The organism is Natrononativus sp. DTA114 (assembly GCF_059736515.1).
Window position 1 is genome coordinate 1,269,957 of sequence record NZ_JCASSN010000001.1, and the last position, 14,949, is coordinate 1,284,905.

General features: G+C 65.3%; 17 protein-coding genes. 9 read left to right on the forward strand and 8 right to left on the reverse strand.

Annotated elements, in window-relative coordinates:
- Position 1: 1 nt before the first annotated feature.
- From AC6I6S_RS06535 to AC6I6S_RS06545, 3 genes are all read right to left on the reverse strand, one after another.
- Complete coding sequence (locus tag AC6I6S_RS06535) at positions 2-793, reverse strand: SDR family oxidoreductase (RefSeq protein ID WP_497948928.1); 792 nt, start codon at positions 791-793, stop codon at positions 2-4.
- Positions 794-880: 87 nt separating this feature from the next.
- Positions 881-1,339 (reverse strand): Tfx family DNA-binding protein, encoded by a 459-nt coding sequence (locus tag AC6I6S_RS06540; protein WP_497949305.1) that lies wholly within the window; start codon positions 1,337-1,339, stop codon positions 881-883.
- A 230-nt stretch (positions 1,340-1,569) separates the two neighbouring features.
- Positions 1,570-2,034 (reverse strand): TRAM domain-containing protein, encoded by a 465-nt coding sequence (locus AC6I6S_RS06545; RefSeq protein ID WP_497948929.1) that lies wholly within the window; start codon positions 2,032-2,034, stop codon positions 1,570-1,572.
- Between the two features lie 234 nt (positions 2,035-2,268).
- Between AC6I6S_RS06545 and AC6I6S_RS06550 the strand changes: the two genes are divergently transcribed.
- Entirely contained in the window at positions 2,269-3,060 is a 792-nt protein-coding gene (locus AC6I6S_RS06550) for an electron transfer flavoprotein subunit beta/FixA family protein (RefSeq protein WP_497948930.1), read from the forward strand.
- Complete coding sequence (locus AC6I6S_RS06555; protein ID WP_497948931.1) at positions 3,057-4,010, forward strand: electron transfer flavoprotein subunit alpha/FixB family protein; 954 nt, start codon at positions 3,057-3,059, stop codon at positions 4,008-4,010. Before AC6I6S_RS06550 ends, AC6I6S_RS06555 begins: the two co-directional genes overlap by 4 nt.
- Positions 4,011-4,105: 95 nt before the next feature.
- On the opposite strand, the gene AC6I6S_RS06560 is transcribed toward AC6I6S_RS06555, so the two are convergent.
- Positions 4,106-4,747, reverse strand: a complete 642-nt coding sequence (locus tag AC6I6S_RS06560; protein WP_497948932.1) for a helix-turn-helix domain-containing protein — start codon at positions 4,745-4,747, stop codon at positions 4,106-4,108.
- A 103-nt stretch (positions 4,748-4,850) separates the two neighbouring features.
- On the opposite strand from AC6I6S_RS06560, the gene AC6I6S_RS06565 reads away from it, so the two are divergent.
- Together AC6I6S_RS06565 and AC6I6S_RS06570 are read left to right on the forward strand one after the other, a co-directional pair.
- Positions 4,851-5,156: a DUF7344 domain-containing protein gene (locus AC6I6S_RS06565; protein WP_497948933.1), complete on the forward strand. Its 306-nt coding sequence runs from the start codon at positions 4,851-4,853 to the stop codon at positions 5,154-5,156.
- A gap of 518 nt (positions 5,157-5,674) precedes the next feature.
- Positions 5,675-6,517, forward strand: coding sequence for a polyprenyl synthetase family protein (locus AC6I6S_RS06570; RefSeq protein WP_497948934.1), 843 nt, complete (start codon positions 5,675-5,677; stop codon positions 6,515-6,517).
- Between the two features lies 1 nt (position 6,518).
- On the opposite strand, the gene AC6I6S_RS06575 is transcribed toward AC6I6S_RS06570, so the two are convergent.
- Entirely contained in the window at positions 6,519-7,619 is a 1,101-nt protein-coding gene (locus AC6I6S_RS06575; protein ID WP_497948935.1) for a DUF373 family protein, read from the reverse strand.
- Between the two features lie 107 nt (positions 7,620-7,726).
- Between AC6I6S_RS06575 and AC6I6S_RS06580 the strand changes: the two genes are divergently transcribed.
- Positions 7,727-8,317, forward strand: a complete 591-nt coding sequence (locus AC6I6S_RS06580) for a cysteine hydrolase family protein (RefSeq protein WP_497948936.1) — start codon at positions 7,727-7,729, stop codon at positions 8,315-8,317.
- 9 nt (positions 8,318-8,326) lie between these two features.
- On the opposite strand, the gene AC6I6S_RS06585 is transcribed toward AC6I6S_RS06580, so the two are convergent.
- Entirely contained in the window at positions 8,327-8,980 is a 654-nt protein-coding gene (locus AC6I6S_RS06585) for a DUF6517 family protein (protein ID WP_497948937.1), read from the reverse strand.
- Between the two features lie 159 nt (positions 8,981-9,139).
- Here AC6I6S_RS06585 and AC6I6S_RS06590 point away from each other — a divergent pair, with 159 nt between their 5' ends.
- The gene (locus tag AC6I6S_RS06590) at positions 9,140-10,135 is read left to right on the forward strand and encodes a radical SAM protein (RefSeq protein ID WP_497948938.1); all 996 of its coding nucleotides are present in this window, start codon (positions 9,140-9,142) and stop codon (positions 10,133-10,135) included.
- A 193-nt stretch (positions 10,136-10,328) separates the two neighbouring features.
- Positions 10,329-10,811 carry a hypothetical protein gene (locus AC6I6S_RS06595; protein WP_497948939.1) on the forward strand — a complete coding sequence of 161 codons (483 nt, stop codon included), beginning with the start codon at positions 10,329-10,331 and terminating at the stop codon, positions 10,809-10,811.
- A gap of 89 nt (positions 10,812-10,900) precedes the next feature.
- Here AC6I6S_RS06595 and AC6I6S_RS06600 read toward each other — a convergent pair whose 3' ends face one another.
- Positions 10,901-12,148, reverse strand: coding sequence for a helix-turn-helix transcriptional regulator (locus AC6I6S_RS06600; RefSeq protein ID WP_497948940.1), 1,248 nt, complete (start codon positions 12,146-12,148; stop codon positions 10,901-10,903).
- 160 nt (positions 12,149-12,308) lie between these two features.
- On the opposite strand from AC6I6S_RS06600, the gene AC6I6S_RS06605 reads away from it, so the two are divergent.
- Positions 12,309-13,496, forward strand: coding sequence for a DUF7096 domain-containing protein (locus AC6I6S_RS06605; protein ID WP_497948941.1), 1,188 nt, complete (start codon positions 12,309-12,311; stop codon positions 13,494-13,496).
- A 43-nt stretch (positions 13,497-13,539) separates the two neighbouring features.
- A complete protein-coding gene (locus tag AC6I6S_RS06610) occupies positions 13,540-14,034 on the forward strand; it encodes a type IV pilin domain-containing protein (RefSeq protein WP_497948942.1) in 495 nt (164 codons plus the stop codon).
- Between the two features lie 16 nt (positions 14,035-14,050).
- Here the strand turns inward: AC6I6S_RS06610 and AC6I6S_RS06615 are convergent, their stop codons facing one another.
- Complete coding sequence (locus tag AC6I6S_RS06615) at positions 14,051-14,674, reverse strand: methyltransferase domain-containing protein (protein ID WP_497948943.1); 624 nt, start codon at positions 14,672-14,674, stop codon at positions 14,051-14,053.
- Positions 14,675-14,949: the final 275 nt, after the last annotated feature.

The following is a 14,949-nucleotide window of genomic DNA, read 5'->3' on the forward strand; positions in this document are numbered from 1 at the left end:
GCTAACTCCGCAGGAGCCCGCCGTCGATCGGCACCTCCGTGCCGGTGACGAAACTCGAGCGCGGACTCGAGAGGAAGGCGACGACCTCGCCGAGCTCTTCGGGGTCGCCGATGCGATCCATCGGGATGTCGCTCGCCAGCGCTGCGAGACCCGCCTCGTAGTCGTCGTACTCGCCGCGGTCGACCCGCGCCTCGATGAGCTCTTCGATCCGCGGGGTTTCGATCGTCCCCGGCAACACGGTGTTAGCCCGGATCTCGGGGGCGAACTCCCGCGAGATCGTCTTGACGAGGCCGATCACGCCGCGACGGACCGCGTTCGAGAGCAACAGGCCGTCGGCGACCTCCCGGACGGTCCGCGAGGTGATGCAGACGATCGATCCCTCGTCGCTCTCGAGCAGATGCGGATAGGCCTCTTCCACCGTCCAGACGACGCTCATCACGAGCGTGTCGTACGCCTGGTACCAGTCGCGCTCGCTCGTCTCGAGGAACGTCGTGCTCGGCGGCCCGCCGGCGCTCGTGACGAGGTGGTCGATCCCGCCGAACGCCTCGGCGGTCGTCGCGACCAGGTCGGCGACCTCGTCGGGGTCGGTGATATCGGTCTGTCGAGCCAGAACCGTGGCGCCGTCGGCCGCCGCCTCCTCGACCTGTTCGCGGGCGGCCTCGAGTCGATCCGCGTCTCGGCCGCAGATGGCGACGTTCGCACCCTCGCGTGCGAGAACCGTTGCGCTGGCGAGTCCGAGCCCGCTCGAGCTTGCCGTGACGAGTGCCGCGTTTCCGTCCAGTCGAAGTGCCATAGGAACAGCGACGAGCGCGACGGACAAAGAAACTCGGACCGGGGCAACACGGCGGGCGAGCGCAGTAGCCGGCAGCGTCGACCGCGCTCACTCCGATCGGCGGACCTGGACCGTCCCCTCGGTCGTGACGCCGACGACGAGCGGGTCGGCGACCTGCCGACCGCTCACCGCCTCGCCGGCCGCGTCGCTAACTACCTTCATCAGGTCGGGGGCGGTGTGGCCGACCTTGACCCCCGCTTCGTCACAGGCGTCGTACACCTGCTGGGGAACGTCGTAGAGGTCGGTGCCGGCCGGCACCCGAACCCGGACCGGTGCGCGTAACGCATCCGCGAAGGCGACCGTCTCGCGCGCTTTCGCGAGGTTGTCGCGGGCGCTCCCCTCGATCGACGACACGTTCGCCCGCGAGGTTCCCAGGGCCTCGGCGATGTCGGCCTGTGAGACGTCGCGCTCGCGGAGCGCGAGCACCTGCGCCTGCCGGCGCGTGAGGATGCTCGCGGCCGGATCGAACCCGATCTCCTCGAGCAGCGCGTCGGCCTCGTCGATCACGACGCCCACCTGCCATCGACGGCGGTCCGCTCGCTCGGTTGCATACGTCACGATAGGTGCCGGGAGGATCAAAGCGTCTGCGATCAGCGAAGGGACGAGGGCGCCGTCAGTGGCCTGACCGTCGTCGCGCCGGCCAACGGTAGAGCTGTGGAACGAAGAGCAGTCGGACGCGTTCGGCTCGTCGATAACGATCGGTACTGTCCACTCGATGGCGTTTCGACGGCGCCGGGTTACGAGCCCCAGAAGTTGTCTCGACTGCCGAGTCGCTCGCGAGTCGCCGACGGTCTCTCGTCTTCCTCGTCGTCCGCTGGCTCGGGCTCTGCGTCGGTTTCTGCGTCCGGTTCCTCGTCCTCGTCGGACTCGAGCGGCAGTCGCTCGATCTCCTCCGCGCGGGCGTGGTTGCTGTGGACGCGCGTGATCTCGACGCGGGCGCGGGCCTCCGGAAGGATGCCGTCGATCATCACGACGAACCCGTCCTCGGTGCGGCCGACGCCGGCGCCGCTCTCGTGCATGTCGACGACGTCGACGACGACCTCCTCCCCTCGCTTGACCGGCTGCGTTTTCAGGTCCTGAATCGGCTGGTTGTAGTGGTTACACCACTCCTTCCCCCCTCGGTCCCCGTAGTGTTGACACCCCATCCCGGAGATTCGTTCCGAAAAGCTCGGACAGTCGTCGGCAAGTGGACAGTCGGCCATGTGCGTTACTACCCGTGGAATCGTTAAACCGCTTGCGTATTGGAGGGGAGCGATGGTTCCCGACACCCCAGGAACCGGACTCCCCTCGGGAAGCGGGACGGTCCTGAGAGCCCCAGTGGCGAACGGAAGGCAGAGACGATGGCCGGCGGGGCGTCCACCGGCGCCGAATCAACCGCTCACACGCGACACGGCGTTTCGAAAACGTTTACGGCACGGACACCGCAATCGACACTGATGAAGATTCTCGTTACGGTCAAAGAGGTGGCGACCGTCGAAGACGAGTTCGAGATCGACGGCACCGAGATCGACGAGCGGTTCCTCGGCGCCGACTTGAACGAGTGGGACGACTACGCAATCGAGGAGGCCGTCCAGCTCCAGGAGGACGGCGTCGCCGACGAGGTCGTCACGGTCACCATCGGCCCGGAAGAGTGCGAACAGACGATTCGACAGGCGCTCGCGAAGGGCGCCGACCGCGCACTGCGCGTCTGGGACGACGCCCTCGAGGACGTTCCCCTGCTCGACGTCGGCGCGAAAACCGCCATCCTGCAGGCGGTCGTCGAACAGGAGGATCCCGACCTCGTCCTGACCGGCGTCCAGTCCGGCGACGACAGCTGGGGCGCGACCGGCGTCTCGCTGGCCGACGCCATCGACTTCCAGTGGGCCGCCGTCGTCAACGCCCTCGACCTCGACGCCGACGAGGGCGTCGCCTCGGTCCACCGCGAACTCGAGGGCGGCGTCGACGAACTCACTGACGTCTCCCTTCCAGCGGTGTTGACGATCCAGACGGGGATCAACGAGCCCCGGTACGCCAGCCTCCGGGGCATCCGAATGGCCCAGCGCAAGGAGCTCGATCAGCTCACGCTCGGTGATATCGGCGTCGACGCGAGCGCGGTCGAAGGGGATCTGACGCTCACCGACATGTACGAGCCGGAAGCCGAGAGCGACGTGACGATCTTCGAGGGCGGTGCCGACGAGACCGCCAGTGAGTTAGCTGCACTGCTCCGCGAGAAGGGGGTGGCACAATGACGGACGTTCTCGCGATCACGGACCACCGCCGCGGCGAACTGCGCGACGTCAGCTACGAGATCATCACCGCCGGCCGCAAGCTCGCCGACGAAACCGGCGGCGACCTCCACGTCACCGTCATCAGCGGTCCCGTCGAGGAGTTCGCCGAGAAGCTCAACCGCAACGGCGTCGACACCATCCACACCGTCTCCCACGGCGAGGAGTTCAACCACGACGTCTACACGCAGGCGATCACCCAGCTGTACGACGCCGTCTCGCCCCAGTACCTGCTGGCCCCCAACAGCGTCAACGGCCTCGACTACGCGCCCGCCGTCGCCAACCGGCTGGACCTGCCGCTCGTGACCGACACCGTGGATCTCGAGGCCGACGGCGAGACGCTGGTCGCCACCCGCGAGATGTACGGCGGCAAAGTCGAGACGACCACCGAACTCGAGGGAACCGCCGTCGCGACGATCCGCGGCACCGAGTGGTCCGCCGCCGAAGGCACCGGCGACGCCGCGATCGAGGCGTTCGACGCCGAGATCGACGAGAGCGCGATCGGCTCGACGGTCACCGGCTTCGAAGAGGTCGGCGGCGGCGACGTCGACATCAGCGAGGCCGACGTGCTCGTGAGCGTCGGCCGCGGGATCGAAGAGGAGGAGAACCTCGACATCATCCACGACCTCGCCGACGCGCTCGACGCGACGGTCTCCTCGTCGCGACCCATCGTCGACGCCGGCTGGCTGCCGAAGAACCGCCAGGTCGGCCAGTCCGGGAAGGTCGTCACGCCAGACGTCTACATCGCTATCGGCATCTCCGGCGCCGTCCAGCACGTCGCCGGGATGAAAGGCGCGGATACGATCGTCGCGATCAACACCGATCCGAACGCGCCGATCATGGACATCGCGGACTACGCGATCCACGACGACCTCTTCGACGTGGTGCCGGCGTTGATCGAGCAGTTCCAGTAACGCGGTAGCAGGACCGACGTCTCGAGGCCGACACACCGAAACTGGCGGGTGCGAGGCGGTGTTCGTATGGCGGGTTCCGGTCCGGTGTGCCGGTGTTATTCGCTGATCGTGTCCTCGACGAGTTTCTTTACACCCCGCCGGAATCGTTCCGAGGCGGCGCTCTCGGAGATCCCGAGACGGTCGCCCAGTTCGGCCAGCGACGCGCGCCGAGGAATGTCGAGATAGCCGCTTTCGACGGCTTCGATCAGCGTTTCCCGCTGAGCTTCGGACAGCCCGCTCGAGTCGGCGCCGTCCCAGTCCGACAGTTCGTAGATTCGGTCGAACGTAAAGCCGATTCCGTTGTCCTGGCAGAATCGGTAGACCGTTTCCAGCCCTTCTCGATCGGGAAACCGGGTTCGATTCCGCCATCCGTGCCGGTCACCGACGAGTTCCTGGTGGATGCCGCCTGCCTCGACGACGCTGGGCATGATGCTCAACTCTGCCCCGTGGCCGGCCAGTTCGAATCGGTACAACCGCCGCCCACCCGCCTCGATCAGGAGCGTGGGATCGGTTACCGTCGGGTCCTCGCGAATCACCGCCTCGAGCGTCTCGAGATCGTCGGCATCAACCCACGCGATCATGCGCATGCGGCCGTCCGGGTCGGTGTACGAATCCTCCCAGGTGATCCGAACTCCAGAAGCGCGCTGTAGCGTGTCTCTGAGTATCGGATGGTCGAGGGTGTACTCTGCGATAATCATGCCGTTTGCCTATCGAACGAACCGAAAGAAGGCGACGAGAGCATATAAACTGGCGGAGAACTCCGGCAGTAGATGATTCCCCGTCGCTGAGAACCCTTCCCTTATGACGGGAAACACCGATGCGTTTGCCGTACTCGCCGACGAACACCGCCGGCGGGTCCTCCAGCACCTCCGCAACGTCAAGAACGGCATCGCGACGGTCGACGAACTCGTCGAGTGCGCGTTCGGCTCCCGGTCGGTCACCGAGAGAACGTCGATACGAATTCACCTCCACCACGCGACCCTCCCCAGCCTCGCCGACGACGGATACATCGACTACGAAACGCGCGACCAGCGCGTCAGGTACCGCGGCGACCCCTCCCTGGACCGGCTACTGAGGACGATTACAGCGACGACGGTGACACCGTAGCGGAGATGTAACGATCGGACGGATGCACCCGCGACGCACCCGATACTCGCCGTCGTCCCGGTCGCTCGCGATCGTCCCACGCAGCGCGCAGTCTCGAAAACGGACGGCTCGAGTGCACGACCTCCCGGTCGGCGAAACGGGGTCGCGTTCGACGGGGCCTCGAGACCGGGATTACCGAAGCCCCGCGATCGCCAGTGCGATTCCGAGAAGGGTGCCCGCGACGACGAAACCGACGCCGCCGCGCCGAGGAGTTCGGGTGCTGTCCAGTCCGCGATCTGGTCTTCGTAGCTCATCGCACCGGCGGAGAGCAGCAAGGAGACGCCGGCGCCGAAGATCATCGTCGCGAGGTCGACGCCGAACGGGTTTCCGATATCGGTCATGGCTGAAGACACTCGCAAAACTGGATAGGACTGGTGCAGTCTGTCGCAGCCCGTATTTGCGGCCTCGGCTCGAGTCACCGGCCGATTGCGAATAGACGGATCGTCAGCTACTTTTTCGGCCCATCCTAAACCGGAGTAATGGAACTGCTCGAGCGCCGTCGGGCGCTACTCGAAGAGCGCCTCGTCGAGGTCGTCGACGGCGTCGAACCCGAAACCCTGAGCCAGGAGGTCCGTCACGTCGCGCTGTCGGGGGGGAAACGCGTCAGACCGACGGTGACGGTGCTCGCCTGCGAAACCGTCGGCGGCGAGGCCGAGGACGCCGTCGACTTCGGCGTCGGCATCGAACTCGTTCACAGCGCCTCGCTCGTCATCGACGACATCATCGACCGCTCGGAGCTTCGCCGCGGAACCGCCAGCGCCTGGGCGGAGTACGGCTACGGGCCGGCGATCGTCACGAGCGACGGCCTGCTCGGCGAGGCGTTCGCGCTCTTTTCGGCCGATCCAAAGGCGACCCAGGTCGTCGCCGAGGCCATGGTCGAACTCGGCGTCGGCGAGGCGACGGAGCTCGCCGCACAGCCGGAAAACGAGGCCGAATACATGCTGCTGGCTCGCCGAAAAACCGGAGCGCTGTTCCGAGCGGCGGCCGAACTCGGGGCGATCGCCGCCGACTCCGACCCGTTCACCGTCGAAGCCCTCGGCGAGTACGCCGAACGCGTCGGGGTCGCCTTCCAGATCCGCGACGACGTCCTCGACGCGACGGCCGACGCAGCCGATCTCGGCAAGCCGGCCGGCCACGACGCCGAGATGGAACGTCCCTCGGTCGTTCAGGTAACCGATCTCACCCCGCAGGAAGCGAACGACCGCGCGCGCGAGGAGGCCGACCGCGCCATCGACGCCCTGGAGACCGTCGACGTCGCCGACACCGATTCTCGAGACTACCTGCTCGACCTCGCGGAGTTCGTCGTCGAACGGGAGGCCTGACTCAGACGCGCTCGGCCCGGCGTCCACTCTCCGAGAAGCGATCCTCCGCGACCGCGAACGCGAGCGTGCTCACGATACCCAGCAGCGTGCCCGCCGTCAGCGCAGTCGCGAGATACGCGATGCCGACCTCGTCCAGAAAGAAGGCGCTAACGGCGTAGAGGACGACCGCGATCGCGACGACGTAGAACGGCGCGTTGAGGTAGCGCCACTCGAGCGTGCCGTCGATGTACTCGTCGGTGATCTGACCCAGGCTGGTCGTGACGCCGGCCGCGGCGAACCACTGGATCGAGCCGTAGACGAGCGCGGCGAGCACCATCGGAATGCCGACCTCGCCGGCGGTCGACTCCTGGAGCGCCTCGAGTTCGTTGATCCCGCTGACGCCGCCGAGGACGAGTAACGCGGCGGCGACGACGTAGGCGAGCAGCGTCGTCCGACCGGCGTACAGCATTCGGCGGCCCCGGTCGACGGCGTCGTCCAGACGGTCGCCGAGACCCAGTCCGCGCGAGATGAGGTAGAGGCCGAGCAGGGCGGACGTTCCGCCGATAACCATGCCGGGGTAGTCGAGGAAGGTTCCCACCAGCGCGAGCGGATAGATGAGCAGCACGATCCCCAGCGGGATCAGGATCGTTCCCCGGGTTTCGGGGTCGTCGAGGACCTGCTTGATCGTGTAGTACATCGACTCCAGGTTCTGGGACTGTCGGACGACGACGCGGCGAACGCCGTCGATCGGCACCCGCGAGCGGATGATCGGTACCACGGACTCGTCCTGTGCGCCGTCGGTGATCACCAGCGCGGTGACGTCCTCGCCGGTCGAGAGACTGGCGAGAACCGTGTCGACCTCGTCGCCGACTTCGCGGTTGGCCTGGACTTCCCCGTCCTCGTTACCGGTGACGACCGCAACCTCGACGCTCTCGTCGCGACTCGCCAGATCGTCGTAGACGTGCAACCCCTGGAAGATGACGTTCACGTCGCTGTCCTCGGGATCGGCGGTCGCGAGTGCAACGGCCGCCTCCTCGACGGGGTCGCGGCCGATCACCGGCGTCGAAAAGCCGGTCTTGCGGCCGAGGTCGTCGTCGAGGTCGACACAGAGGACCAGCAGCATCGGATGGACGTTGGTCGCCGCGGTATATGCCTTTTCTGGGAGTGGCGACGTGTGGCCCCATCGGTGCGGGACGAAGCGTTCAACGCGCTCGAGGCGTAGGAGTACGTATGAGCCTCGAGTCCGCCCCGACTGCTCCCCTGCCGGAAACCGCGACCCTCGCCCTCATCGACGTGCAAGCGGGCTTCGACGATCCCGCCTGGGGCGAGCGAAACAACCCCGACGCCGAGGCGCGGATCGCCGATCTGCTGGCGGCCTGGCGCGAAAGCGGCCGACCGATCGTCCACGTAAAGCACTGCTCGACGGAACCCGACTCCCCCCTGCGGCCCGACGCTCCCGGCAACGCGTTCAAACCCGAAGGCGAACCCGAGGCCGGCGAGCCCGTGATCGAGAAGGAGGTCAACGGCGCGTTCGTCGGCACCGACCTCGAGCCCCGGCTCCGCGAGCACAACGCCGAAACGCTGGTTCTCTGTGGCTTTACGACCGACCACTGCGTCTCGACGACGACGCGGATGGCCGAAAACCGCGGCTTCGACCCGATCCTCGTCGCCGATGCGACGGCCGCCTTCGACCGCGAGGGGCCGGACGGTACCCGCTACGACGCCCAGACGAGCCACGACCTCGCGCTGGCCCATCTCCACGGGGAGTTCGCGAGGGTACTCGAGACGGCCGCGGTGCTCGAGGCTGCCGGACTCGAGTAGTGTTCGGACCTACGCGTCGTTCTCGACGCCCGTCATAAGCGTCTCGACGCGGTCGGCTCCACCGGAGACACGCCGCGGATGGACGCCGACGCAGGCGACGTACTCCTCGCCGTATTCGATGGGGTCGGTGACGTGAAGGACGACCTCGATCGTTTGGCCCATCGGCAGAAACTCCGCATCGGCGCGAAAGCGGCCGACGGGCGTCTCCGAACCGAGGATCGGGAGCGCGTACTCCCCCACCTGTTCGACGTTTCGAACGTCGTCGTAGTGTCGTTGCAGTTCCTCGACCAGGTCCGCACTCGAGAACTCCCCGACGTAGTTGAACTCCCGCCCCAGCACCCGCACCTGCGGTGTCGTGATGACCGCGAAGACGGCGATGTCGGCGATCTCCTGTCCGAGCAGCGAGAGCGACCGGGAGTACTCGCTCACCCAGTTGCTGACCCGAACGTCGCGGCTCACACCGGCGGCGGACACCGATTCGACGACGACTTCCTCCTCGATTCGATCCTCCGAGAAGCCGGCCGACTCGAGCGCGTCGGCTGACACTCGCGCCGGCGTCGACGCGAACTCGAGGTCGTCGGTGACGACGTCGAGACAGCCGGAGACGCTCCCCGCTAGCACGGCGGTTCCCGCGGCGAGCAGTTGTCGACGACCATACCTCATCGTCGTCGAGTGGCGATACGTGAGCGTAACTCTTTCGGACACTCCAGTTTACTGGTCAGTACACTGTTCAATATCGTTCGAGCGACCCGGTGGGTGTGACCGAAGCGACGAGCCGATTCGTGCAGTTTTTGGGCGCTGACCGATAACCCGATGTACTGAATGATCTCGAAGGGCTGTGAGCAGTGTGCGAAAGGCGGCAAGATGGTGCTGTTCGTTTACGGTTACTGCGACCAGCGCGACTGCTTTTACTGCCCGCTCGGCGAGAACAGAAAGAACGTCACCGACGTCTACGCAAACGAACGACAGGTCGAGTCCGACGCGGACGTTCTCGAGGAAGCCCACCGAATGGACGCACTTGGCACCTCGATCACGGGCGGCGAGCCCCAGGAAGCCCTCGAGCGAACCTGTCACTACCTCGAACTCCTGAAAGACGAGTTCGGCGCCGACCACCACACCCACCTCTACACCGGGATTCCCGGCGGCCGGGAAAACATGCGTCGGCTCTCGGAGGCCGGCCTCGACGAGATTCGCTTCCACCCGCCTCTCGAGCTGTGGGGCGAGATGCACGGCACCGAGTGGGAGGAGATCCTCTATATCGCCCGCGAGGAGGGACTGACGCCCGCCTTCGAAATCCCCGGCATTCGCGCTGAAACGGAGTTCCTCGACTTTTTAGACGAGGGGGCCGCCGACTTCTGTAACGTCAACGAGTTCGAGATGTCCCAGGGGAACTACCGCCGAATGCAGGAGAAGGGATTCGAACTCAAGGAGGGCCACATGAGTGCCGTCGACAACGACCGCGACGGCATCCTCGAGGTGATGGGCGACCATCCGAAGGTCTACTTCTGTACCTCGGTGTTCAAAGACGCCGCCCAGCACCGTCGCCGACTCAAACGGATCGCCCGCAACGTCCGCCGGGAGTTCGACGACGTCACCGACGACGGTACTCTCGTCTACGGGAAAACCTACACCGATCCCGCGACGTTCGACGCGCTCGGCGTTCCCGAGGAGTTCTACACGGTCAAGGCCGAGCACGTCGAGGTCGCCTGGTGGCTTCTCGAGGAGATGATCGAGGAGGGCGACCTCGAGGACGGCGAAATCGTCGAGCAGTATCCGACCTACGACGGCCAAGTCGTCGAGCGGACGCCGCTGGCGTAACGACCGCGGGCGAGCGAAGCGAGTGAGCAGACTTTTTTGGTCGAGATTTTTGGAGGAGTGGTGGTGAGCGATGCGCGGCGCTTCGCGCCACGATTATGCGAACGGGGAGCAGAGCGAAAACTTGTTTACAGATGTTTGAATTTTATATCTTTATGAACAATATCGGACGGTGGACAGACGAGCGAATCGAACGATGAGCGAGACGTACGCTGATTCGGAAGAGACGGGGCGCGCAGCGTCCGTCTCGTTCGTCTGTGACGACTGCGGGCGGGTTCACAACCGGAACAATCCGCCGTGTAACGACTGCGGGTCGATGCAGTTGACGGCGGCCGAGAACGTCACCAATCCGGCGACGGAGATCGACGAAACCGAATCCTGTCGAATCGTGCGAGACGCCAATCAGGAGATCACAGGAATGGGCGTCTTTGTCACCATCGCCGGGACGGTAACGTTGTTAGCGGGAGTATCACTGCTGGGAGTCTTTGGACTGTATCTGGGATGGTTGCTCACCCGCGGTTGGATCATCGGGTTCACACTGACCGGCGCCGGTCTTCCGGCGATTCCTGCCGTTCGTCGGCGGATCGAGGACCGACTCGAGATCTACCCCTCTTCACGGGCGGTTCTGGGTCTGTATCTGACGCTCGTTATCGGCTGCATCGCGGCGGCGTATCTGTAGACCGCACGCGTCTCGTTGGCGACTGACTCGAGTCGGAGGAGTAGTCACGGAGGTTGAGAGACGAACGATCGAAATCCCCGGGAGCCGCGTCACTCAGTTTCGGTCGGGTCGATTTCCGGGAGCGTGATGAGGTTCTCGCGGCCGATCCGGAGCTTTTCGATCTCGTCGTCGTCGTCCATCTGCGAGAGCAGTTGGGAAACCTTCGCGTTCGACCAGCCCGTCTCCGAGACGATCGAGGCCTGTTTCATCCGGCCGCCGTTCTCGCGGAGCAGGCGGGCGACGCGTTCCTCGTCGCTCAGCAGTTCGAGATCGACGTCGTCGTCGGGTTCCTCGAACGTGACGGTGGTGTCGGAATCGGTTTCGGCGGCTGCCCCGGCGACCGCCGCCCCCTCCGCAGGTGGCGCCGGCGGCTCTTCCGGTACTTCCTCGGCCACCGGCTCCGGTTCCGGATCGTCCTCCAGTTCGGGGCGTCGCCGCAGGAAGAACGCGGCGACGAGAAGGACGGCCACGAAACCGACGCCGCCGACGGCGGCTAGCTGTGAGTCGAGAAACCCGTCGTCCGGCGGCGGGGGCGGGGTCGACCCGTTGTCGGCCCCGCGGAGGTAGACGACCTCGAGTTCGTTTTCGGAGAACTCGTGGGGGCCGTCCCAGACGAGCGAGCCGTCGTCGGTCGTGCTCACGGGTGGAAAGCTGTGGAAGCCGTGGTTCGGTGGCGACTCGATGACGAGTTGCTGGTCCGACGTCAGCCCCGGAAACCAGCGCTCGTCGCCGGCCTGGAACGTATCACCGACGTGGATGTAACTGCCGTCGACCTCGGCGAAGTTCGACCAGGTAAACGAGTAGGTAATGACGCCCACACCGGTTTTGGAGGCGTTCTCGGCGATCTCGTCCTCTCCGATCGCCGTCGCGTTCTCGCTTTCGTCCTCGCGTTCGATCCGTGGCTCGTCCCAGCCGGCGTCGGTGATCTCCATCTCCCGGTCGGTCGACTCTTCCGCTTCGTCGGCGACCCGTTCGAACGCCTCGAGATCGTACTCGACGTCCCGGTCGCCGTCGGCGACGGCGTCGGCGTAGCTCGAGAACGCCTCGATATCGTCCTCGTCCTCGAGGACGTATCGGCTCTCGATGGCCCACTCGGCGTCGCCGTCGGTGCCGATACTGATCCGGATGACCTGTCGCGGTTCGGCGTCCTCGAGCGGGCGGTCGGTCGCCTCGACGGTAGACGAAACGCCGCCGTCGCTCGGAGCCGGCGACGCCGACGGCACAGCAGCGACGACCCCGAAGGCAGCAGTCGCGAGGAGGAGGGCAAGGGTGAGTGTCAGGGCGGTGGAGAACCGCATGCGTATCAACGGATGGACACTGGAGGGAAAAAACCCTTTCCATCCGAAAATAAAACGTTACGATAGTCTATAAACCGTCTAAAAGGGTATCCGCCCCGGAGAAAATGAGTGTAATGGATGCCGACCAGTTTTTGTACTTGGAGGTCTCATGGCGGATGTAATGAAGAACGCGGCACCCCTCCTTCTCGCGTTACTTCTGGTTACATCGATACCGGCGATGACGGTCGTCGCCGCCGAGACGACCGACGAAATCGACAGCCAGACGTCGGTCGTCGAGGCAGAAGAAACGCCGAACCGACTCGCCCTGGACGGCGAGGTTCGGGCGGAGTATACTGACACCGGGACGGACATCGGCGCGGTTCTCGCCTCGACGGACGACGCGTTGCGAACCGATAGAGAACTCCACGCCCTCGAGGAAGAACTCGAGAACGCCACTACCGTCGAGGAGCGACGTGCCGCACTCGAGCGAACCCACGATCGACTCACGCAGCGGCTCGAGGCGCTCGAGCAACGAGAGCGCGAGGTCGTCAGGGGGCACGCCGCGGGCAACGTCTCCGACACAGAGGTCATGCGAACCCTGCTCGCAAACAGTGTCGAGGCCGAACGGCTCACCACCGCGTTCGACGAACTCGAAGCGCAGTCGAACACCGTCTCGGGCGTGTTCATCTCGGTCGATGGCGAAATCGACGTCCTGAACACCTACCGGACGCCGATCAGGGACCGACTCGAGGCGACGGTGTACGGCTTCGAGCGATCCGGCACGGGACCCCTCGTTCTCGAGACCGCAGCAGACGGCTACCGCCTGTCGATGATCGAGGGCGACCAGTTCGTGAGCGAGACGACGCGGTTCGACCACCGGAACACGTCCGCTCCGGACCAGTTCGGCGGCAACATTTCCGACGCCCATGACTACGCCACAGACCGATACCCGTGGGTGTTCGAGAACCGAGATTCCGCACGAGCAGGAATCTCTTCGTCCGCACAGCTCTACCAGGTCCAGGCGACACACGACCAGGGCGACCTCAGTCTCTACCTCGACGCCGGAACTGCGGCAATCTATCAGGAGCGCCACCAGCTCACCCTGTCGACGCTGCCGTTTGATTCTGAGCGATCGTGGACCAACGACGGCCTGACGCTCTCGGTCGACCAAACGCCGGCGGACGGTCCGGTCAAGCTAACCGTGACCGAAGCCGGCACCGGAGAGCCGGTCGAGGCGACGGTGATAGTCGACGGTACCGAGATCGATGAAACCGGGTTCGACGGCTCACTGTGGGTGCTCCCCACCGGCGACAGCTACACCGTTGACGTCGAATCGGAGGGGAGAACAGTGAACGCGACCGTCGACTGAGGACGGGCCGAGTTTAAGTACGAGAACGCGGCGACTGTGTCGCGTGTGTCAGCCGTCCCGGCAGCGACGTGAGGACCCTACCCGAGCGGTCGCCCCCGTCGTCGGCGTCGTCATCCTCGTAGCGATGGCGGTGATCCTCGCCGGAAGCATCGCCGTCGTGTTCGGCTCCGTCTCACCCCCCGAACCCGGCCCAGTCGTCGCCTTCGATCTCCACGTCGACGGCGACGACTCGCGGATCACCCTCGAGCACACGCGCGGCGATCCGATCGACGTCGACGATCTCTCCGTAACCGTCGCGGTCAACGGGGAGCCCCTGGATCATCAGCCACCGGTTCCGTTCGTCAGTTCGACGGGGTTCAGGTGGCCGCCGAGCGGGCCGTTCAACGCACAGTCCGACTCGACCTGGGAATCCGGTGAGCGGACGAGCGTTCACGTCGCGGGGACGAACGACCCACAGATCGAGCCCGGTGACGAGGTAGCCGTGACGCTGGCGATCGACGGACACGTGATCGCGGAGCTCGAGACGACGGCGGCCTGACTGCGGTGAGAAGGAGCTATTCGGGTGCGCGACCGACCGTCGTGATCGCGACTTCGGGCTCGTAGGACGGCCCCATGAACTTGTGTTTGACCGCCTCGAACCCGGCTTCCTTGAACATCCGGTCGGCCTCGTACTCGTCGTAGAACAGCATCATCGCGTCGGCGAGCGTTCGGGCGACGACGTTGTCGGGGGAGTTCGGGCCGACGACGAGCACCTGACCGCCGGGTTTGAGCACGCGCCGGAACTCCCGGAGGGTGCGGACGGGGTCCGGCCAGTACTCGATCGAACCGGACGACCAGACGACGTCGAACGTGTTCGTCGCGAACGGAAGCCGCTCGGCGTCGCCCCGGTGGAAGTGGACCGGTCCACCCGTCTTGCCGAGTTTCGCGTACGCCTTCTCGAGCTGGTGTTCGCTCTGATCGAGCGCGTACACGGTGTCGGCGTGCTCGAGCAGCCCCTCGGTGCCAAAGCCGGTGCCACAGCCGACGTCGAGCACCATCGCGTCCTCGGGGAACTCGAGGAGCGACAGCGCCTCGGTGCGCATCTCCTCGTTCCAGATGAACGGGTTGATCCGGTCGTACACCCGTGAGAGATACTTGTAGAACAGCCGCGCGCGGGCCTTGTTCTCGAGAATACCCATTACCGGCCGATTGTCCGCCCGTAACAATATGTCTACTGTTCTCGACTGCGACGGACGGTCGGCTCCGTGGTTCGTACGCGAGTGGGATCCAGAAGAGATGGGGCTGAAAAGCGGGCCGAAACGAGACGGTTCGAATATAGTAGCCACTGACAGTCAATGCGCACCCGATCGCACGACAGCGCTGCGATCGGTGTGCAAATCGTTTCAGTTGTTACTATAGAAGACGCGGTCGCGAGTCGAGTCACTTTCGCAACTACCTTATACGCGCTCAGGCA